Source organism: Chryseobacterium sp. A301 (genome assembly GCF_054489425.1).
This window is the reverse complement of record NZ_JBTMWY010000005.1, coordinates 12,205-36,332: the sequence shown is the minus strand read 5'-3', so window position 1 is coordinate 36,332 and position 24,128 is coordinate 12,205. Positions and strand designations below refer to the sequence as shown.

At 41.3% G+C, this 24,128-nt stretch carries 25 protein-coding genes and 1 tRNA gene; 22 read left to right on the top strand and 4 right to left on the bottom strand.

Annotated features, from left to right (window positions below):
- The first annotated feature begins 227 nt into the window (after positions 1-227).
- The 3 genes from ACX3PU_RS08810 to ACX3PU_RS08800 all read left to right on the top strand — a co-directional run bounded on the left by ACX3PU_RS08810 (position 228) and on the right by ACX3PU_RS08800 (position 3,278).
- Positions 228-1,106, top strand: a complete 879-nt coding sequence (locus tag ACX3PU_RS08810; protein WP_459084652.1) for an SDR family oxidoreductase — start codon at positions 228-230, stop codon at positions 1,104-1,106.
- Between the two features lie 76 nt (positions 1,107-1,182).
- Positions 1,183-2,388 carry an enoyl-ACP reductase FabV gene (fabV, locus tag ACX3PU_RS08805; protein WP_459084651.1) on the top strand — a complete coding sequence of 402 codons (1,206 nt, stop codon included), beginning with the start codon at positions 1,183-1,185 and terminating at the stop codon, positions 2,386-2,388.
- A gap of 53 nt (positions 2,389-2,441) precedes the next feature.
- Entirely contained in the window at positions 2,442-3,278 is an 837-nt protein-coding gene (locus tag ACX3PU_RS08800; RefSeq protein WP_459084650.1) for an endonuclease/exonuclease/phosphatase family protein, read from the top strand.
- Positions 3,279-3,332: 54 nt separating this feature from the next.
- Here ACX3PU_RS08800 and clpB read toward each other — a convergent pair whose 3' ends face one another.
- A complete protein-coding gene (gene clpB, locus ACX3PU_RS08795; protein WP_459084649.1) occupies positions 3,333-5,927 on the bottom strand; it encodes an ATP-dependent chaperone ClpB in 2,595 nt (864 codons plus the stop codon).
- Between the two features lie 96 nt (positions 5,928-6,023).
- A complete protein-coding gene (locus tag ACX3PU_RS08790; protein ID WP_459084648.1) occupies positions 6,024-6,155 on the bottom strand; it encodes a hypothetical protein in 132 nt (43 codons plus the stop codon).
- 173 nt (positions 6,156-6,328) lie between these two features.
- Between ACX3PU_RS08790 and ACX3PU_RS08785 the strand changes: the two genes are divergently transcribed.
- The 14 genes from ACX3PU_RS08785 (at position 6,329) to ACX3PU_RS08720 (ending at position 18,740) form a co-directional block, all read left to right on the top strand.
- Entirely contained in the window at positions 6,329-7,417 is a 1,089-nt protein-coding gene (locus ACX3PU_RS08785; protein WP_459084647.1) for a 2Fe-2S iron-sulfur cluster-binding protein, read from the top strand.
- A gap of 28 nt (positions 7,418-7,445) precedes the next feature.
- A complete protein-coding gene (locus ACX3PU_RS08780; RefSeq protein ID WP_459084646.1) occupies positions 7,446-7,697 on the top strand; it encodes a hypothetical protein in 252 nt (83 codons plus the stop codon).
- Between the two features lie 15 nt (positions 7,698-7,712).
- Complete coding sequence (paaA, locus tag ACX3PU_RS08775) at positions 7,713-8,642, top strand: 1,2-phenylacetyl-CoA epoxidase subunit PaaA (RefSeq protein WP_459084645.1); 930 nt, start codon at positions 7,713-7,715, stop codon at positions 8,640-8,642.
- Positions 8,643-8,669: 27 nt separating this feature from the next.
- Positions 8,670-8,951 (top strand): 1,2-phenylacetyl-CoA epoxidase subunit PaaB, encoded by a 282-nt coding sequence (gene paaB / locus ACX3PU_RS08770; protein WP_459084644.1) that lies wholly within the window; start codon positions 8,670-8,672, stop codon positions 8,949-8,951.
- A gap of 54 nt (positions 8,952-9,005) precedes the next feature.
- The gene (paaC, locus tag ACX3PU_RS08765; RefSeq protein ID WP_459084643.1) at positions 9,006-9,746 is read left to right on the top strand and encodes a 1,2-phenylacetyl-CoA epoxidase subunit PaaC; all 741 of its coding nucleotides are present in this window, start codon (positions 9,006-9,008) and stop codon (positions 9,744-9,746) included.
- 10 nt (positions 9,747-9,756) lie between these two features.
- On the top strand, positions 9,757-10,248 hold the full coding sequence (gene paaD, locus ACX3PU_RS08760; RefSeq protein ID WP_459084642.1) for a 1,2-phenylacetyl-CoA epoxidase subunit PaaD: 492 nt from the start codon (positions 9,757-9,759) through the stop codon (positions 10,246-10,248).
- A gap of 61 nt (positions 10,249-10,309) precedes the next feature.
- A complete protein-coding gene (locus ACX3PU_RS08755; RefSeq protein ID WP_459084641.1) occupies positions 10,310-11,110 on the top strand; it encodes an enoyl-CoA hydratase/isomerase family protein in 801 nt (266 codons plus the stop codon).
- A 9-nt stretch (positions 11,111-11,119) separates the two neighbouring features.
- Entirely contained in the window at positions 11,120-12,274 is a 1,155-nt protein-coding gene (locus tag ACX3PU_RS08750; RefSeq protein ID WP_459084640.1) for a 3-hydroxyacyl-CoA dehydrogenase NAD-binding domain-containing protein, read from the top strand.
- Between the two features lie 21 nt (positions 12,275-12,295).
- On the top strand, positions 12,296-12,712 hold the full coding sequence (locus tag ACX3PU_RS08745) for a PaaI family thioesterase (protein ID WP_459084639.1): 417 nt from the start codon (positions 12,296-12,298) through the stop codon (positions 12,710-12,712).
- Positions 12,713-12,723: 11 nt separating this feature from the next.
- Positions 12,724-15,231 (top strand): phenylacetic acid degradation bifunctional protein PaaZ, encoded by a 2,508-nt coding sequence (gene paaZ / locus ACX3PU_RS08740; RefSeq protein ID WP_459084638.1) that lies wholly within the window; start codon positions 12,724-12,726, stop codon positions 15,229-15,231.
- Between the two features lie 49 nt (positions 15,232-15,280).
- On the top strand, positions 15,281-16,531 hold the full coding sequence (locus ACX3PU_RS08735; RefSeq protein ID WP_459084637.1) for a glycoside hydrolase family 5 protein: 1,251 nt from the start codon (positions 15,281-15,283) through the stop codon (positions 16,529-16,531).
- Between the two features lie 4 nt (positions 16,532-16,535).
- Positions 16,536-17,309, top strand: a complete 774-nt coding sequence (locus tag ACX3PU_RS08730; protein WP_459084636.1) for an enoyl-CoA hydratase/isomerase family protein — start codon at positions 16,536-16,538, stop codon at positions 17,307-17,309.
- A 284-nt stretch (positions 17,310-17,593) separates the two neighbouring features.
- On the top strand, positions 17,594-18,139 hold the full coding sequence (locus ACX3PU_RS08725; protein ID WP_459084634.1) for a hypothetical protein: 546 nt from the start codon (positions 17,594-17,596) through the stop codon (positions 18,137-18,139).
- Positions 18,140-18,233: 94 nt separating this feature from the next.
- Positions 18,234-18,740, top strand: a complete 507-nt coding sequence (locus ACX3PU_RS08720; protein ID WP_459084633.1) for a hypothetical protein — start codon at positions 18,234-18,236, stop codon at positions 18,738-18,740.
- Positions 18,741-18,803: 63 nt separating this feature from the next.
- Here ACX3PU_RS08720 and dtd read toward each other — a convergent pair whose 3' ends face one another.
- Positions 18,804-19,253: a D-aminoacyl-tRNA deacylase gene (gene dtd / locus ACX3PU_RS08715; RefSeq protein WP_459084632.1), complete on the bottom strand. Its 450-nt coding sequence runs from the start codon at positions 19,251-19,253 to the stop codon at positions 18,804-18,806.
- Between the two features lie 8 nt (positions 19,254-19,261).
- A complete protein-coding gene (locus ACX3PU_RS08710) occupies positions 19,262-19,726 on the bottom strand; it encodes a hypothetical protein (protein ID WP_459084631.1) in 465 nt (154 codons plus the stop codon).
- Positions 19,727-19,813: 87 nt separating this feature from the next.
- Here ACX3PU_RS08710 and greA point away from each other — a divergent pair, with 87 nt between their 5' ends.
- From greA to ACX3PU_RS08685, 5 genes are all read left to right on the top strand, one after another.
- Positions 19,814-20,284 (top strand): transcription elongation factor GreA, encoded by a 471-nt coding sequence (greA, locus tag ACX3PU_RS08705; protein ID WP_459084630.1) that lies wholly within the window; start codon positions 19,814-19,816, stop codon positions 20,282-20,284.
- Positions 20,285-20,324: 40 nt separating this feature from the next.
- Positions 20,325-20,714 (top strand): HIT family protein, encoded by a 390-nt coding sequence (locus tag ACX3PU_RS08700; RefSeq protein ID WP_459084629.1) that lies wholly within the window; start codon positions 20,325-20,327, stop codon positions 20,712-20,714.
- Between the two features lie 205 nt (positions 20,715-20,919).
- The gene (clpX, locus tag ACX3PU_RS08695) at positions 20,920-22,125 is read left to right on the top strand and encodes an ATP-dependent Clp protease ATP-binding subunit ClpX (RefSeq protein WP_459084628.1); all 1,206 of its coding nucleotides are present in this window, start codon (positions 20,920-20,922) and stop codon (positions 22,123-22,125) included.
- Between the two features lie 81 nt (positions 22,126-22,206).
- Positions 22,207-23,490 (top strand): peroxiredoxin family protein, encoded by a 1,284-nt coding sequence (locus ACX3PU_RS08690; RefSeq protein WP_459084627.1) that lies wholly within the window; start codon positions 22,207-22,209, stop codon positions 23,488-23,490.
- A 43-nt stretch (positions 23,491-23,533) separates the two neighbouring features.
- Positions 23,534-23,607, top strand: a tRNA-Met gene (locus ACX3PU_RS08685).
- Positions 23,608-24,128 lie beyond the last annotated feature (521 nt).

The window sequence follows — 24,128 nt, the reverse complement described above, 5'->3', positions numbered from 1 at the left end:
ATTCATTTGGATCAAATTTAAGAAAATATTGACAGGAATCCTTCCGATTTAAATCCAAATTCAAATTTTAGGAGGGGCAAGGAGCTAGTTAAGGAGGGGAGGATCCCCGAGAAAAATTAACCAAGAGAACCTTAACAAAAAGCGAACCTTATTTGTTGAATACAATCTGTCGGAAGGGTTTGCACAAAATTGGTTAAATTCACAAGTTCAAACCTAAAGTAAAAACGATGAAATATACAGAAGGAATGCTTCAAAAAGAGGCACTAAAAGGAAAAGTAATTCTTGTGACAGGAGGAGGGAGTGGCCTTGGAAAGGCGATGAGTAGGTATTTTCTAACCCTGGGAGCGAAAGTCATAATTACTTCCCGTAACTTAGAAAAACTGGAGAAGACAGCCCTTGAACTTGAGCACGAAACGGGTGGAAACGTTCTCGCCTTAAAATGCGATGTCCGAAATTACGACGAAGTGGAGAAAATGCAACAGGACGCTGTGAAAGGCTTTGGACAAATTGATGTCCTGGTCAACAATGCAGCGGGTAACTTTATTTCTCCTACAGAGCGCCTTACCCACAGCGCATTTGATTCGATAGTAGACATCGTGCTCAAAGGCACCAAAAACTGCACCTTATCGGTTGGAAAGTATTGGATTGAGAATAAGATCCCCGGAACCGTATTAAATATTGTCACCACCTATGCATGGACAGGATCGGCGTATGTCGTACCATCTGCCTGCGCGAAAGCAGGCGTTCTTGCGATGACTCGAAGCCTGGCGGTGGAATGGGCAAAATACCAAATTCGCTTTAATGCAATTGCACCGGGCCCTTTCCCGACCCAAGGGGCTTGGGAACGTCTACTTCCCGGAGATTTAGCGGATAAATTTGATATGCGTAAAAAAGTTCCGCTTCGTAGGGTAGGAGAACATCAAGAGCTTGCTAATTTAGCGGCCTATTTGGTTTCCGATTATTCAGCCTATATGAATGGGGAAGTGGTCACTTTGGATGGAGGAGAGTGGCTCCAAGGAGCAGGTGAGTTCAATATGCTGGAACAATTGCCTACCGAAATGTGGGACATGTTAGAAGCGATGGTGAAGGCGAAAAAGAACGGATAAGGATTTCTAGGATAAGGATTTGGTGAAATTCGGCAAAATTCACTTAATTTGTAATGCGATAAATAACATTAAAACTATGATAATTCAACCAAGAACAAGAGGGTTTATTTGTCTGACTGCGCATCCAGAGGGAGCTTTGGAAACGCTTAAGAATCAGATTAAGTACGTGAAGTCGAAGGGTAAAATTGAAGGGGGACCCAAAAAAGTTTTGGTCATTGGGGCTTCCACTGGATTTGGAATTGCCTCACGCGTGACGGCCGCATTCGGCTCGGATGCAGCGACCATTGGTGTGTTCTTTGAAAAACCAGCCTCTGAAGGAAAGTTAGGAACAGCAGGTTGGTACAATACAGCCGCCTTTGAACAGGAAGCGAAGAAGGCAGGTCTTTACGCCAAGAGTATTAACGGCGATGCATTTTCCGATGAAATCAAAAAACAAACCATTGATTTGATCAAGAAGGATTTAGGGCAGGTCGATTTGGTAGTCTATAGTCTAGCCTCTCCAAGACGTACCCATCCCAAGTCAGGAGTAAGTTACTCCTCTGTACTTAAGCCCATCGGAGCTCCTTTTACTAATAAAACGGTTGATTTTCATACAGGAGTCGTAACTGATATTACCATTGCACCCGTGGAAGACTCAGTAGATATTGACAATACAGTTGCTGTCATGGGAGGAGAAGATTGGAAATTCTGGATGGAAGATTTAAATGCAGCAGGCGTTTTAGCCGAAGGGGTGAAAACGGTTGCTTATTCTTATATAGGTCCTGAACTTACGTATCCAATTTACCGCAACGGAACCATTGGACAGGCGAAAAACGATTTAGAAGCAAGCGTCGAGTATCTTAACGAACTTCTGAAGAATCTTAACGGTAGTTCTTATGTTTCTGTGAACAAAGCTTTAGTTACGCAGTCTAGTTCTGCAATTCCTGTGGTACCACTTTACATTTCATTACTCTTCAAAGCGATGAAAGAGAAAGGGGTTCATGAGGGAACCATTGAGCAAATTCAAAGGTTATTTGCCGAAAGACTTTATACAAAGGACGGCGTGGTACCTTTAGATTCTGAGGGCCGCATTCGAATCGATGATTTAGAAATGGCAAGTGATATCCAAGACGAGGTCGCAAAACGTTGGGCAGAGGTTAGCACCGAAAACCTAAGTGAGATTAGCGACATTGAAGGATACCGAACTGATTTTTTCAATTTGTTTGGATTTGAAGTGCCAGGCATAGATTACGAGCAAGACACGAACGAAAATGTTGCGATTCCAAGCATATCGGAAGCTTAAATTAACCCAAAAACTTCTCCCTAGCGGAGAAGTTTTTCCTTAAGGCATAACTTATGAGATACAGATTTTTATGGACTTTTCTTCTGGTGGCGAATCTAACATGGGCGCAAGAACTAGAGGTCATGACGTATAATATTCGGCTTTCGATAGAGTCCGATGCAGAAAATGCATGGTCAAAACGCGCAGCAGATCTTGTGGATCTATTGAATTATTATGAGCCGGATATACTAGGCGTGCAAGAAGCTTTACCTGAACAAATGGATTACATCCAAAAAGGCCTCCCTTCCTATCGCTATGTGGGTGTGGGTCGTGACGATGGAAAGAGAAAAGGAGAATTTTCAGCGCTCTTTTATGATGCCTCCAAATTTAAACTTTTGCAAAGCGGTACATTTTGGCTGTCGCCCACACCAAAGGTTCCCTCCAAAGGATGGGATGCGGCGTATCCCAGAATTTGTTCCTACGGACTCTTTAAGTCTAAAGAGCATGGGAAGTCATTTTGGGCATTGAATGTCCATTTTGATCATGTCGGAAATACCGCTCGTGAGGAATCGGCAAAGTTGATTCTTGAAAAGATTCGTCAATTGAATACGAAGGGATATCCTGTAGTGTTAACCGGTGATTTTAATCTAGAAAGTGATACGGCTCCCATTGCGCTGCTTTCAAAAGAACTCAGTGATTCTTTTCTTCACTCTGAGAAAAAGCCCTACGGTCCTGAAGGAACCTTTACAGGCTTTGATACGAAGGAGCCTGCAAAGGTGAGAATCGATTATATCTTCTCTCGAGGGTTTAAAACTTTAAACTACCGAGTAATTGAGGATCGAAGAGAGAATTTCTTATATCCCTCCGACCATTTTCCGGTGGTAAGCACACTTCTTTTTTCAGGGAAATAAACCCATTAAAAAACGCTCGAAATGGTTCGAGCGTTTTTTGTTGAGCAAGTTGCATTACTGTTCGGTAGGTCGAAAGATAAGACCACTTTCTTCAAAATAATCGAGCGTGATTCTCTCCCCGTCCTTAATGGTGCCCGCAAGGAGTTCTTTGGAAAGTCGATTCAAAACTTCCTGCTGCAATACTCGTTTTAGAGGTCTTGCACCAAACGCAGGATCGTACCCTTTGTTTAAGATGTAATCCACTGCATCCTCGGTTGCCGTAAGGTATATACCTTTTCGCTCCAAAATTTGATTCAGCCCTCTAAGTTGATACTGAACAATTTTTCCAATTTCTTGTCGGTTCAGAGGTTGGAAAAGAACGATCTCGTCAATCCGATTCAAGAATTCAGGCCTTAACGTTTGTTTTAAAAGGCTAAAGACTTCGTCTTTGGTTTTCTCAAGCACTTGCTCGTGGTTTTGTTGATCTAGCGTGGCAAAGTTTTCTTGAATGAGGGGCGAACCTAAATTCGAAGTCATGATGATAATCGCATTTTTAAAGTTAACCACCCGTCCTTTGTTGTCGGTAAGTCTTCCATCATCCAGTACTTGCAAAAGAGTATTAAAGACGTCAGGGTGCGCTTTTTCAATTTCATCAAGGAGTACGACAGAGTAGGGTCTTCTTCTCACAGCCTCTGTAAGCTGACCGCCTTCGTCGTAGCCGACGTAGCCTGGAGGCGCTCCCACGAGTCTTGACACCGAATGGCGCTCTTGGTACTCACTCATGTCAATTCTTGTCAAGTTACTTTCGTCATCAAAGAGTAATTCGGCCAGAGCTTTGGCTAATTCTGTTTTCCCAACCCCGGTAGAACCTAAGAAAAGAAAACTTCCGATTGGTCTTTTTTCATCGTTAAGTCCTGCTCTGTTTCTACGAATGGCATCCGCAACGGCCTCAATGGCTTCGTGTTGTCCTACCACACGCTTGTGCAGTTCGTCCTCTAGGTGCAAAAGTTTTTCTCGTTCGCTTTGCAAAAGTTTTGTCACAGGAATGCCGGTCCACTTGGAAATCACCTCGGAGATGTTTTCTGCTGTCACTTCCTCTTTAATGAGTTCATTTTGGTGGTTTTGCATTTCGAGCTCCAAGGTTTTAAGTTCCTCTTCTTTTTCTCGCAATTGACCGTATTGAATCTCCGCGACTTTTCCGTAGTCTCCAACCCGAGCCGCACGTTCGGCTTCTAATTTCAAGGTTTCAATTTCTTTTTTGATACCTGTGAGATCTTCGGATTTTTGTTTCTCTGCCAACCATTTTGCATTGATTTCGTTACGTTCATCGCTTAGCTTAGCAATGTCCTCTTTCAAGTGTTGAATTTGTATCTCATTACTCTCTCTAGAAATGGCTGCAAGTTCAATTTCCATTTGCATTAGTTTTCTGTCTAAGACATCCAACTGCTCAGGTTTTGAATTGATTTCCATTCGCAGCTTTGCAGAGGCTTCATCAATTAAATCGATAGCCTTGTCCGGTAGAAATCGATCCGAAATATACCGCTGAGATTGTTCGACAGCGGCAATAATCGCTTCGTCTTTAATTCGAACCTTATGATGGGCTTCGTATTTGTCTTTAATCCCTCTCAGAATGGAGATAGCCGACTCGGTGTCCGGTTCTTGAACAAGAACTTTTTGAAACCTTCGCTCTAAGGCTTTGTCTTTTTCAAAGTGCTTTTGGTACTCGTTAAGGGTGGTGGCTCCCACAGCTCTTAATTCTCCTCTTGCCAGTGCAGGCTTAAGTATATTGGCGGCGTCCATAGCGCCTTCGCCACCCCCTGCGCCAACAAGTGTGTGAATCTCATCGATGAACAGAATGATCTGTCCGTCAGACTTAGTGACTTCGTTTACCACATTTTTGAGTCTTTCTTCAAATTCTCCCTTGTATTTTGCACCCGCGATTAACGCGCCCATATCCAGCGAAAATAGGGTTTTGTCCATCAAGTTTTCAGGTACATCGCCGTTGATGATTCGGTGAGCAATCCCTTCGGCAATGGCTGTTTTACCTACGCCAGGTTCCCCAATGAGAATCGGGTTGTTTTTGGTTCTTCGCGAAAGTATTTGAAGGACTCTTCTTATTTCTTCGTCTCGTCCAATTACCGGGTCTAATTTGCCTTCGCTGGCTAGCTGGTTTAAATTTTTCGCGTATTTGCTTAGACTTTGGTAGGAATCTTCCGCACTTGCGGAATTGGCCGTGGTGCCTTTTCTTAATTCTTTAATGGCACCTTCGAGAAGAGATTTTCGAACGCCCATGTCTTTTAGTAAACTTGAGACACTGGAATTCACCTCCAAAAGGGCTAACCATAAATGTTCTAGGGTCGCAAATTCGTCTCCCATTTTTTTGGCAAGGTTGGCCGCCTCCATCAAGATTTTTGTCGTCGTATTAGAAAGGTATTGACTGCCTCCTTCCACTTTCGCAATCGATTCTAAGCTTTCTCTATTTCTTTGTTTCAAAAGAGTTAATTCCACTTCTGATTTTTTCATAAGAAAAGAAGAAATGGAATCCTCGATTTGCAAAATGCCCTCAAGCAAATGCTGAGGCTCTATACTTTGGTGTCCAAATTCCATCGCGATCTGCTGCGCCTTTTGAATCGCTTCTTGGGATTTGACGGTAAATTGGTTTAAATTCATTTGGTATTGGTGTTGTTTGCAAAGACTCCATCAAAAAGCGTTCAAATTAAATAATGTGGTCATTTTTACCGTATTTTAAAATTGATTTGCAAGTTTTTAGGCCATTTTTACCGAAATTTCCTTGTAATTATTTTCCGTAAACAGCCTGAGATTCTCTGTATTGCCACCACCCTGTTTTGCCAAAATGGATGCAGAGAATCCACAGATCGAGCTGGTGGTTGAAGACATTCACAGTCGATTGACCGTCTGTTTTCTATGCCCATCGCTTGTGGAAGCAGGAGCAAAGTAGAAATCTTTATTTCGTATAAAAAGCTGACTGTAAGGAGGTTGTTTTGAAACGGGCAGATTAGGTTTTTTTTTTATATTTGTTTAGTTCCTCAAAGGAACTGAATTTACCTATTATGCATCATTTTCATTCTCTAAAAGTGACCCAAGTGTCACGGCAGGCAAACGACTGCATTCACCTATCGCTTGAAGTGCCAAGTTCACTTGCGCCTCTTTATCGATTCAAACAAGGTCAATACCTGACCCTTCGAATTCTTCAAGACGGGGAGGATCTTCGTCGATCCTATTCGATTGTCAATGCACCGTCTGAAAACAACTCGGAGCTCGAAGTTCTTATCAAACATTTAGATGAGGGGAGAGTTTCTGGGTTTTTGAATACGCATCTAAAAGTAGGTGATTCCTTGGAAGTTATGCCTCCTTTAGGGCATTTTTATACCCATTATCATCCGAGCAACCAGAAGCATTATATTGGGATTGCTGCGGGAAGTGGAATTTCACCGGTGCTTTCCAATTTGAAAGAAGCACTTTATCAAGAGCCTGAATCGCGTGCATTCCTTTTTTTTAGCAACAGAAGCTATGATCATATTTTATTTAAAGAACAACTTGAGCAGCTAGAAAAGCAATTTGAAGGTCGGCTAAAAGTAGTTTACCTTCTGTCTCGAGAGCGTCACTTGGAGGGCGAATTGTTCGAGGGTCGGATCACCTCCTCAAAATTAGGAGCGCTGCTTGAAAAATACGACGAGATTCCAATTTCTGAGAGTACCTATTTTCTTTGTGGACCCAGTGAAATGATTAAAGACATTTCTACCTATTTAAAAACGGAGAAGAAAGTACCTTCCTTGCAAGTGCTTTATGAATACTATACACCTCCTGACGAAGAAGGGAGTTCAGAGATGAGTGAGGAATTCAAAGCCATTGCTAATATTGAGAGTATGGTCACCGTTATTATAGATGACGATGAGTATTCCTTTCATCTTAATTCAAAGAAAAACAGTATCTTAGACCAGGCTTTAAAAGATCAACTGCCCGTGCCGTTCGCGTGTAAAGGAGGCGTTTGTTGCACTTGCAAAGCCCAGGTATTGGAAGGGGAAGTCTTTATGGAAAAGAATTTCGCCCTTACCGAGCAAGAGGTGGAAAACGGGTTTGTTCTCACCTGTCAAGCGCATCCCGTCACAAACGTTGTGATGTTAAATTACGACGTGTAGTAAGTTTAACGATAAAAGAAGTCTAATCATGAGCGAGTGGAAATTTGCATCCCTAATTGAAGTGGATAAAGAATACAAAGTCGAGGGGTTGAATATTTGGAACCATTATTGGCATTGCACCGATAGAAAAATTGAAGTTTGGGGTCCTACCGAAGGGCAGCCTTACTTTTTTAATGAATACGAGATACGAGGAGATTACAAAACCATCACCTTTGTCGTGGGCGAGTTTGTCGACGGAAAATTGGGTTTGTACGTGAAGGACGATTGGAGTATCGCGTAATAAAATGAAACGAAGATGGATTTAGAACGATTTGTACATTATGTACAGGAAGAAAATAAAGTGGAACCCAAGGATGTCATGCCGGAAGATTATCGCAAATTACTCGTGCGGCAAATTTCGCAACATGCGCATTCGGAAGTGGTGGGAATGCTGCCAGAGGCCAATTGGATATCCCGGGCACCTAGCTTACGACGAAAAATGGCACTTTTGGCCAAAATTCAAGACGAGGCAGGTCATGGACTATATCTTTATGCAGCAAGCGAAACTCTAAACGATGGCTCCCTTCGAGCAGACAGGGATTCTACTTATTTGGACATGCTTAGTGGGAAAGCAAAATACTCGAGTATTTTTAATTATCCAACTTTAAGTTGGGCGGATATAGGCGCCATTGGTTGGCTGGTAGACGGTGCAGCCATCATGAATCAAGTCATGCTGATGGGGAATTCCTATGGTCCCTACGCAAGAGCCATGGTCAGGATTTGTAAGGAGGAATCTTTTCACCAAAGACAAGGCTATGAAATCTTAATGACTTTATGCCGAGGAACCAAGGAGCAAAAGCAAATGGCCCAAGAGGCGCTGAATCGCTTTTGGTGGCCCGCGCTAATGATGTTTGGACCAAACGATAAGGATTCGACAAATTCACAAAAATCAATGAATTACCGCGTGAAACGCGAAAGCAACGATGATTTAAGGCAGCGTTTTGTCGATGTCACGGTGCCCCAGGCTGAATTCTTAGGTCTTGTGATTCCGGATCCGTCCCTTTGCCTAAACGAAGAGTCAGGGCATTATGAATTTTCTGAATTGCCTTGGGATGAATTTACGGAAGTCTTAATGGGCAATGGACCGTGCAACAAAAAGCGCCTAGAAACCAAACAAAAAGCATGGAATGAGAATGCGTGGCTGCGAGAAGCCGCGAGCGAGTTTTCAAAAAAGCAGAACAGCTAGTAATATCAATATTGAAAAAAGTTTACGATGAGTCAGTTAGATGTATGGGAAGTGTTTATTCAAACCAAGCCCGGACTTTCGCATAAACACGCCGGCACCGTACAGGCGGCAAGCGTGGAAATGGCATTGCAAAATGCGCGCGATGTATATACAAGAAGAAAAGAAGGGACTTCCCTATGGGTGGTTCCAAGTAAGTATGTTTTTACCAGTGAAGGCGTAGACAAAGAATCCTTTTTCGATCCTGCAGACGATAAATTATACCGTCATCCGACCTTTTATCAAATCCCGAACGATGTAAAAAACATGTAATTACGTAAGAATGAGGGATTTTAACCCTTCGAATTCTTACGCTAAATGAAAACAATGAAGAACTATTTATTAAAGCTTGCAGACGATACCCTTATCATGGGACAAAGACTCGCCGAATGGTGTGGGAAGGGTCCCTATTTGGAAGAGGACATTGCCCTGACAAATATTGCCCTGGACTATTTAGGACAAAGCAATCATCTTTACTCGTACGCGTCGGAACTCAATGGAAACGGAAAGACTCCGGATGACCTCGCTTTTTTGAGATATGAGAGCCAGTATCTAAACGCTCAGTTCGTAGAGCTTCCCAATGGCGACTACGCACAAACGATTTTGAAGGTTTATTTTTTTGCTCTGTATCAGAAAGAACTCTATACGGCTCTTTTGTCAAGCGAAGACGCCAGCTTAGCTGGAATCGCTGAGAAATCCCTGAAAGAAGTCCGCTACCATTATTCTCACGCCCGTATGTGGCTCGAGATTATGCAACAGGGAACCTCAGAAAGTAAGAAACGATTGGCTCAGGCGCTAGAGAATCTTTGGGAATATACGGGAGGACTGTTTGATGAGACGCAAGGAGAACAAAATCTTTCTGATTTGAACTTAGCGGCCGATCGCCACAAATTGAAATCCAATTGGTCGCTTGAACTTGCTAAGGATTTTAGTACATTGGGACTGGAGGTTCCGGAGAATGAATTTATGCAAAAAGGAAGTCGGAAGGGAGTCCATACGGAGCATTTCGGCTATATCTTATGTGAACTCCAATACATGCAAAGAGCCTATCCGGGTTGTGAATGGTAATCCACCTTAAATGAAGTTTGAATCCATGAAGATGACGCCCCAACATATTACGACTCTACTTGAGGAGATTCCAGATCCAGAAATTCCGGTGATTAGTATTGTCGATCTGGGAATCGTTCGGCGCGTTTCAATTTCCTCGGACACGCACGTAGAAATAGAGATTACCCCCACCTATTCCGCCTGTCCAGCGATGTTTACCATTAAGGAGGATATTGAAGCTTTGTTTAAGTGTCATGGAATCTTAGCGGAGGTGAAAAATGTCATCTCGCCCGCTTGGACTACGGATTGGATTAGCGACCGAGGACGAGAAAAATTATTAGAATATGGAATTCTTCCACCTGAAAAAGGAGCTGAATTATCTCATTTGCATACAAGCAAACCTTGTCCAAGATGCTCTTCGAGAAATACCGAGCAACTCAGTCGATATGGATCGACCTTGTGCAAAGCGACCTATCAATGTTTAGATTGCTTAGAGCCATTTGATTATTTTAAATGCCATTAGCGAGACCTTGTACGGGATCGGATTCCTTCAAGTTGAGCTACAAATATTAAATTTCATTACTATGACATTTTCACAAATTAGAACTGAGACTCATTTTGAAGGGAAGCTTTTGCTTTTGGTCTTAGACCAGCCGCAAAGCTATAACAGTCTTACCATGCAAATGCTTCAAGAACTTAAGCATGCGGTCCAAGAAGCCAGCAAAAGCGATCAGATTCGTTGCATTGCCGTCAAGGGAGAGGGAAAAGCATTTTGTGCTGGGCAAAACTTAAAAGAAGCATTAAGTTTTGGTGACATAAAAAACGAAAGAAGCGTTCAGCGCTTTATAATTGAATATTACAATCCACTTGTCAAAGAAATTGCGCAGTGCAAAAAGCCGATTGTGGCTCTTGTGGATGGTGCTGCCGTAGGTGCTGGAGCCAGTTTGTCTATCCTATGTGATTTTTCACTTTGTAGCAAAGCGGCCTATTTTTCCTTTGCTTTTGTGAAAATCGGGTTAATACCTGATACAGCAGCCACCTATTATTTGCCCAAACTGGTAGGTCCACAGATGGCTAGTTATTTAGCCTTTACAGGTAAAAAAATAGATGCAGATTACGCACTTAGCTTAGGGCTCACACAAGAAGTTTTTGAAGAGGACGAGTTTGAACTGAAATCCATGGAAATTTTAGAGTCCCTTTGCAATCTTCCAACCAAAGCAATTGGGCTTACAAAAAAGGCATTTCATGAATCCTTTGAGAATAAATTAAAAGAACAATTAGACGTAGAGGGTATTTTGCAACAAGTCGCGGCCGAGTCCGAGGATTTTAGTGAAGGAGTCAACGCATTTATAAACAAAAGAGAACCTGATTTTAAAGGAAGGTAAAAGGTAAGAATGAGGAAATTTGAAAAAGTGGGCGTCGTCGGCGCAGGGGCCATGGGAATTGGAATTGTACAGGTAGCTCTTGCCGCAGGGAGTAAAGTTTTTATGTACGACACGAGTCCAGATCAAATGCAAAAATCCATCGAAGGATTGGATCGTCAATTAGGCCGTATGGTCGAAAAAGGCAAGCTAGAAGAAGAGAGCAAAAAGCAAATGCTCCAAAGACTTCAGCAAGTATCTGAATTGTCCGAATTAAAATCTTGTGACCTGATCATCGAAGCGATTGTGGAGAATGCGCAGATCAAAAAAGAAGTTTTCAAAACACTGGAACATGAAGTGGCTACCTCCTGCATACTCGCAAGCAATACCTCCTCGATTTCCATTACCTCCTTAAGTTCGGTTTTGCAACATCCAGAGAGGTTTGTAGGTATCCATTTTTTCAACCCTGCTCCTCTAATGCCACTCGTGGAAATTATACCGGGTTTACTAACCGAGCCCACGCTAGCGGATGAGCTCGTTGAGACCTTAAGAAGTTGGGGGAAGGAGCCTGTGATTGCAAAAGATCTTCCGGGTTTCATTGTCAACCGCATTGCAAGACCTTTTTACGGAGAGGCCCTTCGCCTTGTGGAAGAAAACCTCGCAACGCCAGAGGAAATCGACTTTGTTATGAAGTCCAAAGGAGGATTTCGAATGGGACCTTTTGAACTGATGGATTTAATCGGGATTGATGTGAATTTTGCCGTGACGCAAAGTGTTTATCAGGATTTCTTTTACGATCCAAAATACAAACCCTCACTCTTGCAACAGCGCATGAGTGAAGCCAAGCGCTTAGGTCGCAAAACAGGAAGAGGCTTTTATTCATATCCACGAGAAGAGTCTTCATCGACCCTAAGTCTGGAGGGCTCAAAGGCAGAGGCTATCTTTCTTCGTATTTTGTCCATGCTCGTAAATGAAGCCCTTGAAGCCAAGCGTCTTCAAGTAGCAAGCGATGAAGATTTGGAACTGGCTATGCTTCGCGGCGTGAACTATCCCAAAGGACTCCTCGCTTGGGGAAAAGAAATTGGGTATAAAACCTTGCACGATACTCTTAATCAATTGTACATTCGGTATCAAGAAGAACGTTACCGTTCGAGTCCCTTGCTTCAAGATCTTGCAAAATTACACTAACACTTCCTTACACTTTTCACTATGTCAAGTTCATTAGAAAATGCTACGAAAATGCTCGCTCAAGATTTCTTTTCCCAATGGTTGGGGATTGAACTCCTAGAAGTGCGAGATCATTATTGCCTACTTGAAATGCCAATTCGAAGCGAGATGATTAACGGACTTCGTACCGTGCATGGAGGCGTTACTTTTTCTCTTGCTGACAGTGCTCTTGCTCTTTCGTCCAACAATTTGAACGAAGCAAGTGTTGCACTTAGTTGCCATATTAATTTTACGCAACAAGTAAAGCTCGGGGATGTGCTTAGAGCAGAAAGTAGGCAAATTCACGAAACAAGAAAGACGGGTATCTATGAAATTGAAGTAAAAAACCAAAACCAAGTACTCGTGGCGAGTTTTCGAGGAACCGTGTATAAAATTGGAAAGAAAGTTTCAGAATTATAAGAAGAGAAAAAATGAAATTAAAAAATTATATCAAAGACCAATGGGTTGAGGGAGCAGGCGAAGGTATTGAACTTCTTAGCGCTGTGGATGGTGAATTAATCGCAATTTCCGATACGGATGGGATTGATTTTGAAGAGGCCTTGGAGTTTTCACGCCATGCCGGATACCGAAATTTGTCTCGATTAAGTTTTTACCAAAGAGGAGAAATGCTGAAAAAGATTGCAATCTATCTTTTGGATCGCAAGAAAAAGTATTATGAACTGTCCTACAAGACCGGAGCCACCCATGCGGATTCTTGGGTAGACATTGAAGGCGGTATTGGAACCTTTTTCACCTATTCAGGGCTTGCTAAGAGAATGCTGCCCAATACACCTTTTTGGGTAGATGGAGAAGTGCAAAAGACTTCTGCCAATGGGACTCATTTAGGAACCCATATTTTAACTCCAAGTGAAGGGGTTTCGGTTCAGATCAATGCGTACAATTTCCCCGTTTGGGGAATGCTGGAAAAACTCTCAACTTCTCTTTTGGCGGGAGTTCCGAGTGTAGTAAAACCTGCAACACCGGGTTGTTATTTAACCCATGCGGTTTTCTCAGATATAATTGAAAGTGGAGTCCTCCCTAAGGGAGCCTTGCAGCTCGTTTGTGGAGAGCCGGGTGCTATTTTAGAGCATGTTCAAGACGGAGACAGTGTTCTCTTTACGGGATCCGCCTCGACTGGGAAATACCTAAAGACTCTGCCGAGTATCTCTAGGCAGGCGGTAAGGTTTAATATGGAGGCCGATAGTTTAAATTGTTCGGTTCTTGGTTTGGACGCACAAGTAGGAACTCCAGAGTTTGAATTGTTTATTAAAGAGGTTCAAAGAGAAATGACGACCAAGGCCGGTCAAAAATGTACGGCCGTGAGACGAATTTTAGTTCCTGAGGAGCAACTTAAGTCCGTTCAAGAAGCCCTTACTCAGTCTCTTGATCGAGTCAAAATTGGAAACCCTCTGAACCGAGAAACGAGAATGGGAGCCCTAGTTGGAAAAGAGCAAAGACGCGAGGTTGAATCTCGAATTGAGCTCTTAAAAGAAAAAACAGAATTAATCTACGACGGAAAGCACAGTTTGCTAGATGCTGATTTTGATACGGGTGCATTTATGACTCCGAAAGTTTTCCTTAATGTAGATCCTTTTACAAATACGATTTCCCATGAAGTAGAAGCCTTTGGACCGGTTTCAACCCTCATGCCTTACAAGGATATCGACGAGGCGGTATCGCTAGCGAAAATGGGAAAAGGTAGTTTGGTGGGTTCCGTGGTCTCTCATAGCGAATCTTTTGTTAGTGAGATGGCTGTAAAAATGGCTTCGTCCCATGGACGAATCTATGTTTTGGATCGGGACAATGCAAAAGAGGCGACCGGACACGGATCTCCGCTTCCGACACTAAACCATGGAGGACCGGGCCGAGCGGGAGGAGGAGAAGAACTAGGAGGTTTGAATGGACTCCACTTTTTCCTTCAAAAAACGGCAATTCAAGGATCTCCGGATATGCTTCGTGCAATTACCAAAATCCATGCACCAGGAGCAAAACGAATGATGAGCGACAAGCATCCCTTTCAAAACTATTTTGAAGAGGTTCAGATTGGCGATTCTTTAGAAACTCAGGGCCGAACTGTGACTCAGGCCGATATTGTCAATTTTGCAAACGTATCCTGGGATCATTTTTACGCTCATACGGATCAAACAAGTTTGAGCGGAACGATCTTCGATCAAACCGTGGCGCACGGGTATTTTATTTTATCTGCAGCAGCAGGACTTTTCGTATCAGGGAAAAAAGGGCCGGTCATTGCCAATTATGGACTTGAGAATGCAAATTTCTTTAAGCCGGTGTACGCAGGAGATACCATCCAAGTGTATTTGACGGCTAAAGAAAAGGTTAACAGAGGCGTAAAAGGCCGAAATGTTCCGTCAGGAGTCGTTAAATGGCTTGTGGAAGTCGTGAATCAAAGAGAGGAAGTTGTTTGTGTAGCCACAATTTTAACTTTGGTGGCCAAAAAATCGCCGTTTGTTTCTCTGAATCGCGATGCAATCAAAGAGTTACTATCGGGTCTTTCTCCAGAGCGTGAGCCTTTATGGGGGGAAATGAAAGCCCAGCACATGTTAGAACATCTGGAAGAATTTTTAAGAATGTCAACCGGTGAAATTATAGCAGGAGATACGTCAGAATCCGAGGAAATGATTGAGGAGTTAAGAGATTGGCTTTACCGATTTAGTCCGATTCGTAAAGGCCTTAAATACCCGGGACTTCCACCAGAAGGTCTTGCTGAATTGAAATACAAAAACCTAGAACAGGCTAAAGAGAAATTTATGGAGGCTTTTACGGCGTATCAAATTTATTACAAAGAAAATCCTCAGGCGGAAAAGGGGCATCCGAAATTTGGACTCCTTAATAAGGAAATGTGGGAGCTTTTCCATCAAAAGCATTTCACTCATCATTTTTCCCAATTTGGACTCATTCCTGAAATTGAAATTCTATAGTCTCATTTTGAGAAATAAGTTATATATTACGTCTTAAATCAATTTATTTATGACTCAATCGATCACTTTTAAAGCTTACTTAGTTAGTTTCCTTTTGTGTTTTTGTTTTGCAGCTGCGCAGAAACCCTCGCTTAAAACCAACTACATTTATGTAGATGGGCAGAATTTGTATACACCAGACCATCAGAAGTTTTTAATTCAAGGAACCAATGTGGGAAACTGGCTGAACCCAGAAGGCTATATGTTTTTCTTTGAACAAGTGTCTTCTTACCGCCTAATTAATCAGGCCTTTAGTGAAATGGTAGGTCCTGAATTCACGAAAGAATTTTGGCTAAAATTCAAAAAGAATTACATCACTCAAGAGGATATTAAATACATTAAATCCACAGGAATGAATACCGTTCGTGTGCCCTTCCATTACAAGCAATTTACCGACGAGGATTATCTGGGACTGACGGGGAAGCAAGATGGTTTTGAAATTTTGGATGAGGTAATCCAATGGTGCAAGCAAAATGACCTCTATGTAATTTTAGATATGCACGTGGCTCCAGGGGGACAAACAGGAGATAATATAGACGATAGTTACGGGTATCCTTGGTTGTTTACTGAAAAAGCGTATCAAGATCAATTCGTAGACATCTGGAAGCAAATTGCCGCACGCTACCAAAACGAGACCAGCATTCTGGGCTATGATTTATTAAATGAACCTATTGCCCATTACTTCGAAAAGGATTATGGAGTCTTGAACACGGCGCTTGAACCTCTATACAAAAGAGCCGCTGCAGAAATTAGAAAAGTGGATAAGAACCATATTTTAATTCTGGGAGGCGCTCAGTGGAACAGTAATTTTTCAGTTTTTAAAGATTGGAAGTTTGACCGCAATTTAGTGTATACGCCCCATCGTTATTGGAGTGGAACGGACAAGAAAGACATTCAGGATTTTCTTGATTTCAGAGAGAAAGTGAACTTGCCCATGTTTATGGGAGAGACCGGAGAGAACACAGACGAATGGGTAGAGAAATTTCGAATCACACTTGAAGAGAACAATATAGGATGGACGTTTTGGCCCTATAAAAAGATGGTTCCCAAAGCAGGGATGGTGTACATTCCAAAACCGAAAGACTGGGACTTGATCGTAGAGTACACGAAAAAAGACAGAAGTTCCTTTGAGAAAATTCGCGAGGCAAGACCTGACCAAGAAAAGGTGAAAGCAGCGCTTAACGAACTTCTCGAGAATATGAAATTTAAAAATAACGTAAAACTGGAGGGCTATACTAAAGCACTCGGGATGAAACCCTAGAAATATGAAGCAAGAACCAAAAGGAACTGTTGAGGTTGAAATCAAAAATTCAATTGCCACAATTACATTTGCCACTGAGAAAAGCAACTCCTTACCTGGAGAGATTCTGCAAAACCTAGCCGAGGAAGTTTTAGAAGCAGCGTCCAAAAAGGAGGTAAAGGCAATATTGATTCAATCGGGGGGAGAGAAAGCATTTTGTGCAGGGGCTAGTTTTGAAGACCTACTTGCCGTGGAGGACTTAGAAAGTTCAAAACGGTTCTTCGAAGGATTTGCTAAAGTCCTTGATGCGATGCGTAATTGCGGGAAAATCACGGTGGTTCGTGTGCAAGGAAAAACCACAGGGGGGGGGGTAGGCATCGCTTGTGGAGCTGATTATTGTTTTGCCACGAAACAGGCAAGTTTTGCTCTGACCGAAATCAATTTGGGAATTGGACCTTTTGTGATTGGACCTTATGTGGAAAGAAAAATAGGGAAGTCCCAGTTTGCTGCGATGGCGATTGATGCAGAATTTCGAGATGCGCAGTGGGGACTCTTGCATGGTGTTTACCACAAGATCTTCGATACGATCGAGCAAATGGATATGCATCTGAAAGGATTTTTAGAAACTTTAGCCTCTCGAAGCCCAGAGGCACTTTCGTTAATCAAGAAAGTTTCCTGGGAAAATACTGAGCATTTTAAAGACTTAACGCCTGAGCGGGTTCAGATGAGCGCTTCTTTAATCCTAGAACCCAGCGCTAAACAAAGTATCGAAGCCATTAAGATGCGTTTAAGAAAATAGACATAAACCCAATAGAGGCCAACCTATTATGTACAAGGAGTTAACGCATAAACGCTAGAAAGTTTAAAGCTCATTTTAATTGCAATTAAAATGAGCTTTATTATAAATTAAATTCTTCTCTCTTCTTAATATGCTCTGTGCCAATCGGGTTGTAAGGAAAAGAAGGAATTTGATGCGTACGCATTAGATTGGAACAATTTTAGTTGTATCTTATTTAAGACCTATTTCAGTGTCCTCTCATGGGGGCTGTTTAGGGAGAAGTAGTCAACTAATCAAGTGAGAGAATGAAGAAATTTTGGATAGTAATTCCCATTTTCCTTTGGTCCTGTACCAAAGAATCAAAAATTGAAAGCACTTCTACTATGAAGGTAGATTCCACATCCATTTCGGACTCGGCTCAGGTTGAGGATTCGCTTTTAAAATTACCCGATTCTATTGTGAACAAGGCAGACGATGTACAGAGAGTTCTAGCAACGGGAGTCAATAGAGAGGAAACAGATCGACAAATAATTCGTTCTGCGGATGCGAAAATGCTTCCATTTACAATAGGGGATCAAATTAAAAATGACAACCAACAGTTTGTTTTAAAACTAGCCCATATGCCTAAAGGCAAATTGAAAGTTCAGATTCAGACAAAAGAGAAGGATATGAACATTCGAGTCAACCAAGTTCGGTATCCTGACGGAACCCTCGATGGTCCTTTTGGACGGACAGCGGAGCTCGAAATTGCTAGTGAAGGTGAGGTTTGGTTAATGGTAGGAAAAAGCAATATGGCTTCTAGTTCACCACAAGGGAATTTTACAATTCACGTGGAGAACGAAACTCCCTAGAGGTTCAAATTTATAAAGAGGAGTGGCCCTTATTTTTTAGCTTTGTGCCGTTTTTTACTTTATTTTTGCATTTAATATTAAAAACATTTTTGTTATGAAATCATCTATTATATCCGCACTTGTAATCAGCGCAACTTTGGTGAGTTGCTCAACGGTTTCCTCGGTGCTGCAGAATACGCTGCCTTTTAATTCTTCTTTTACAGTCTCTAAAGGGTCCCCAGTGGCAACTCAGTTGTCGGCAGTAGGGGCAGGAACTGGACTGAACCAAATTATGGGAGTGAGTCAGAATGTAAAAGACATTCGTGCCAATACAGCAAAAGTCTCTGTCTCCGCCGGAGATCAGGGGATGGGAGTATTTAAATCCGTCTCCGTTTATTTAATTTCTGGCAACAAAGAAGTATTGGTAGCTTCAAGAGATCAGATCTCTGACAATATTGGAACGACCTTAAGCCTTGATATTGCCAATAAGAATTTAGATGCGATTATGAAATCGGGTGGAACCATTCAACAAAGAATTGTGTATGTACTGAAAAGCAGTCCTACAAGTGATTTGAACATGAAGAGCTCACTTACCTTTAGTAGTGTTCCCGTAACGAACTAAGATTTTAGATGTTAATCGAAAGAAGCAGCCCCCACATTTTGGGGGCTGCTTCGTATTTAAAGATTATTGTTTTGTTTTCGAATCCATGACAATGGTCACTGGGCCGTCATTGAGCAGAGATACCTTCATGTCTGCACCAAATTCTCCGCTTTCAATTTTGAGCCCCGTTTTCTCTAGCTCGGATTGGAAATAGGCGAAGAGGGGTTTAGCAAGTGGAGGTTTCGCAGCATTAATAAAGGAAGGACGATTGCCTTTTTTGTATTCAGCGATGAGTGTGAATTGGCTCACACACAGGATTTCTCCCTCGATTTGTAAAATAGAGAGATTCATAAGGCCTTGGTCATCTGAAAAGATCCTCAAGTTTTTAATTTTGTTGACAAGATAATCCGCATCCTTTTCATTGTCAGATTCATCAATACCTACCAAAAGTAGAAGTCCTTGTTTAATGGCACCAATAATCTGATCGTTAACTTTCACTTCTGCATGGGAGACTCTTTGTATGACGATTTTCATTTTACAATTTAATTAAATAAGGTTAAGGATTCGTTGTCTGCATTGTATTGGTATCGGTATAATTTAGGATATACACTGGTTCCGGATAGGGGTTCGGCTGAAAATAAATTCCACTGTGCATGGTCTGCGGGACAAAGCAATTTGGAATTGTCCTCCACCACGAGCGTGGTGTGGTTCCCCGGACAAATATGGGGTGGATTTCGGTCGTAAACTCTAAATCCCCCGCTCGTTTTTACGACAATTAATCCACTACTTCCGGATTGCTGTTCACTAACATATACCCATCCTCCCACATTTCTTAGCGTTTGATAATTGGGGTGGTTTAGGCTAATGGTGACTTGAATGGTCGCACTCGGAAAGCAAGGGATTGGGTTCTCTGAATCTCTACAAGACTGCAGAACTAATAAACTGATAATCAGAAATGAGATCCCTTTAAATCTGATTTTGATTCTTGGAATTAGAAAAAAATACATTATATTTGTTCTTTAATACGAATGAAAAATATTGTCCGGGCTGATGGTCGGATAATTTTTTTTTATCATTTTCAAAAATATAAAATTATGGCAACATACGTTACAAAAGAAGGCTTGAATAAAATGAAGGTAGAGCTGGAACAGTTAGAAAGTGTTGAAAGACCACGTGTTACGCAACAAATAGCGGAAGCGCGTGATAAAGGAGATTTGTCCGAAAATGCAGAATACGATGCAGCCAAAGAAGCGCAAGGCATGCTCGAGATGAAAATCTCAAAATTGAAAGACTTAATCGTTAGTTCAAAAGTTATTGACGAGACCCAATTAGATACCTCAAAGGTTTCCATTCTAACAACGGTTCGCTTATTCAATAAAGCGACGAAGAAAGAACAAAAATTCACCTTTGTGCCGGATAACGAAAGTGACCTAAAAACAGGTCGTATTTCGGTAAGTACACCGATTGCCAAAGGACTTTTAGGAAAGAAAGTGGGTGAAAGCGCACTGATTCAATTGCCAAATGGCAACGAACTTTCATTTGAGGTTTTAGAAATTACTTTGTAAATTGTAGCCTCAAAACGAATTTTAGGCTTAAGATCATTTTATGAGTTCCATTTTCACCAAGATAATCAACCGCGAAATTCCTGCCTACATTGTGGCAGAAGATGAGCATCACATTGCATTTTTAGATGCCATGCCACTTGTTGAAGGTCATACCTTAGTCATTCCTAAAAAAGAGGTCGATTTGATTTTTGATCTGGACAGCGAAAGTTATAAGGCTCTATGGAGTTTTTCTCAAGAGGTTGCAAAAAAAGTAGGCAAGGCAATTGACTGCGTACGAGTAGGAGTAGCGGTGGTTGGACTTGAAGTTCCCCACGCGCATATTCATTTAGTACCTTTGAATCAAATGTCCGATCTAAATTTCATGAACGAAAGGTTGCAATTATCTGCGGAGCAATACAAAAAGATGCAACAGCAAATTAAAGAAGCTTAATACAGATCGCTTCTCGATTAATTTCTAAGAAATCAAGCGAAATTTAGTTTCGAGAACCGAGTCTGGTTGTGGAATGCAGTCGGACGAGAAACAAAAACAAGGCGAGGCGTTGCTCTAGTGAGTCTAGGACCCTTGATGCCACACTCATTGAAAAACTCAGGGGGTAGGCAGTTCACACAACTAATCTTAAATAGATATAAAATTAATGAACCCGAACCAATGTTCATTCTGTGGAAGAAAACGAAGTGAAGTCCAAGTGCTAATTGCAGGACAAGATGGTTATATATGTGAAAGCTGTATTGAACAGGCCCATTCTATTGTAAAGGAGTCGGTTCATGGTGGCGGGACTTTTTCCACGACGAGTCTCGACGACTTAAAAAAACCAAAAGAAATCAAACTGTTTTTAGATCAATACGTAATTGGGCAAGACCAAGCGAAAAAGCAGCTTTCCATTGCCGTGTACAACCATTACAAAAGATTGCTCCATGCTGAGCAAAAGGACCGTGAGGTTGAGATCGAGAAGTCTAATATTATTATGGTTGGCGAAACAGGGACTGGAAAAACCCTATTGGCAAAAACCATTGCAAAAGAACTAAACGTTCCTTTTTGTATTGTGGATGCCACCATCCTTACAGAAGCAGGATATGTGGGAGAAGACATCGAGAGTATACTATCTAGATTACTAATGGTAGCGGATTACGATGTAGAAAAAGCAGAGAAAGGAATTGTGTTTATCGATGAGATTGATAAAATTGCAAGAAAATCAGACAATGCAAGCATCACTCGTGATGTTTCTGGTGAAGGCGTCCAACAGGGTCTGTTAAAGTTACTAGAGGGTAGTATTGTGAATGTACCGCCGCAAGGGGGTAGAAAGCATCCGGATCAAAAGTACATCCAAATCAATACTCAAAATATACTGTTTATTGCGGGAGGTGCGTTTGATGGAATTAAAGACATTATTGAAAGGCGACTTAATAAACAAGCGATTGGGTTTAGTTTGGATAAGCTTTCCAAATCAGAGGAAGATGAATATATTTTAAGTCAATTGACTGCTCTAGATTTAAGACGTTTCGGTCTGATTCCTGAACTTCTGGGTCGATTCCCTATCATTACGAATTTGGATAAACTTACCAAAGAAACAATGATTCGAATCATGAAAGAACCAAAAAGTTCCATTGTGAATCAATATGTAGAACTATTTAAAATGGACGGTATCGCTTTAGACTTTACAGACGGTGCTATAGAGCGCATCGTGGAGGAAACCATGGAGAAGGGACTCGGAGCGAGAGGACTTCGCGGAACGACAGAAAAAGTGTTAGAAGACTATATGTTCTCTATTGGCGAGCAAAAAACAATCAAATTGACCAAAAGCAACGTCCTTAAAGAAAAACCAGCTCGAAAGAAAGCCTAGAGAAATATCTACGCCTATTTATTTTTAGCTCATCTATTAAACTTACGGAGGAATCCGTAAGTTTTTTTGTATTTTTAACCCATGAAACAATTTGGATTACTCGTTGCTATTTTTGCGACTTCAATAGCCTATGGGCAATTTAATGTGAAAGTAAGCGCAAGTGGAGACTTTGCGCCTAAAGAAGCCTATTTTTACACAGTCAATGGCTCAAAAGATGTCCTCGTTTCCAAAGTAGTAAAAAGCGGAAATAACTGGATTCTTAAGTATCCGAACCACTATGTAGGAATGATGAAGGCCTATTTTCCAGAGATTAATTTTACCTTGAATTTTATTTCTGAGAATAAGGACGTGAGTATGAATTTGGATCCTGTGAAAGGACGCCTTCCCCAAGTTGTTTATGAAGACGCGCCTAACCAAGCGATGAGTCAAATTCTTAATTACCAGCGCAAGATCGAAAGTATTCTGCCGGCTCTTCTCCAAATGCAAGGGTTTTACACTTCGAATGAACCATTTTATAAGGCCATTAGTAGCGAAATTATCACCCTTTCGAAAGGGAAACCGGATGTAACGAATTTTCCATTCGTAAATTATTATTCAGAGAATTATGATCGATATGTGGACGATGCTCCTCAAGAAGGGAAAGCGGATGCGCAGCAGATTGTTCAGTTTTTTGTCAACTCAAATGAACTACTCGAAACTTCCACTTTAATGCGTCCCGTGCTTGTTAATTATTTGAATCTGTTTGATGCAAAGGGTGCAGAGAAAGCAATTGATGATTTATTAGCTGCACTTGATATTGAAAGCCCAAGAGGCCAAACGGTCCTATCCGAAGTGATTGATATCTTTGGAGCCTACAATATGCTAGATATGAAAGAAGTGTTTTTGGCGAAGGCGAAAAATCTGAAATGTACTTTGAATGAAAGACTTTCCTCTACACTTGAAATCAACCAAAATACAGCGATTGGGTCTGTAATGGAAGACTATAAATTTAATTCCCCGACGCATACCCAGGCAAAATCGATTCACGATTTAAAAGCAAAAAGGAAAGTAATTGTCTTTTGGTCCTCGAGTTGCCAGCATTGTGAAACCGATCTTCCTAAATTTATACCTTATTATAAGAAGTTCCAAGAGAATAATTTTGAAATCATTGGACTTTCACTTGACACAGAAGACAAAGCCTACCAGTCAAGAGCCACAGCTTATCCATGGGTAAACGATACAGAATTAAGAGGATGGTACAGTAGTTTTGCGGAAAAATACAATGTTTCTGCAACGCCAACTTACTTTGTATTAGACGAAAACAATAAGATAATTGGTAAGCCTGATTACGCGATGGATGTTGTTGAATTTTTAGGGGTAAATTAGTTTGCGATTTTTCAAAATATGCTTATATTTGCACCACTCAAATGGCGAGGTAGCTCAGTTGGTTAGAGCGCAGGATTCATAACCCTGAGGTCACGGGTTCAATTCCCGTCTTCGCTACTTAAAAGGACAATTGGAATTGATTTTCACTTGTCCTTTTTTTTTGAAGTGAATTTTTAGTACAAATTAAATTTTACAGGGAATTACAGAGTTTTACGTATCTGGAGTAAACTCTGGAGCGCTTTTAGCATAAATTTTCGCTTACCTCTTTTGCTATTTCGATGCCTACCGATACACGCTGGCTAGTTTAGGCAAACGCTCCGCGGTATTGTTTTTCATATCCAACATTTCTCAATTTCAAATTAGCCTTCAAATCACAGTCTCTTACAAACGATCCCTTTCGTTACCATTTCTATTTATTTCAATTGATTTTCACAAAACATCTCAGCAAAGATTAGGATTTGTAGATTATTTTTTTTGTAAGTAAGTTGTACTAAAATTATCAATTTTACTATCCATAATTTTAATTAAGCTTATTATTGTAATTTAGATCGATATTGGATTTAGTAATTCCTACTTAGAACAATTACGTAATCATTAACTAATTTGTAAATTCATTAGTAATTATTATTCATTTTAAA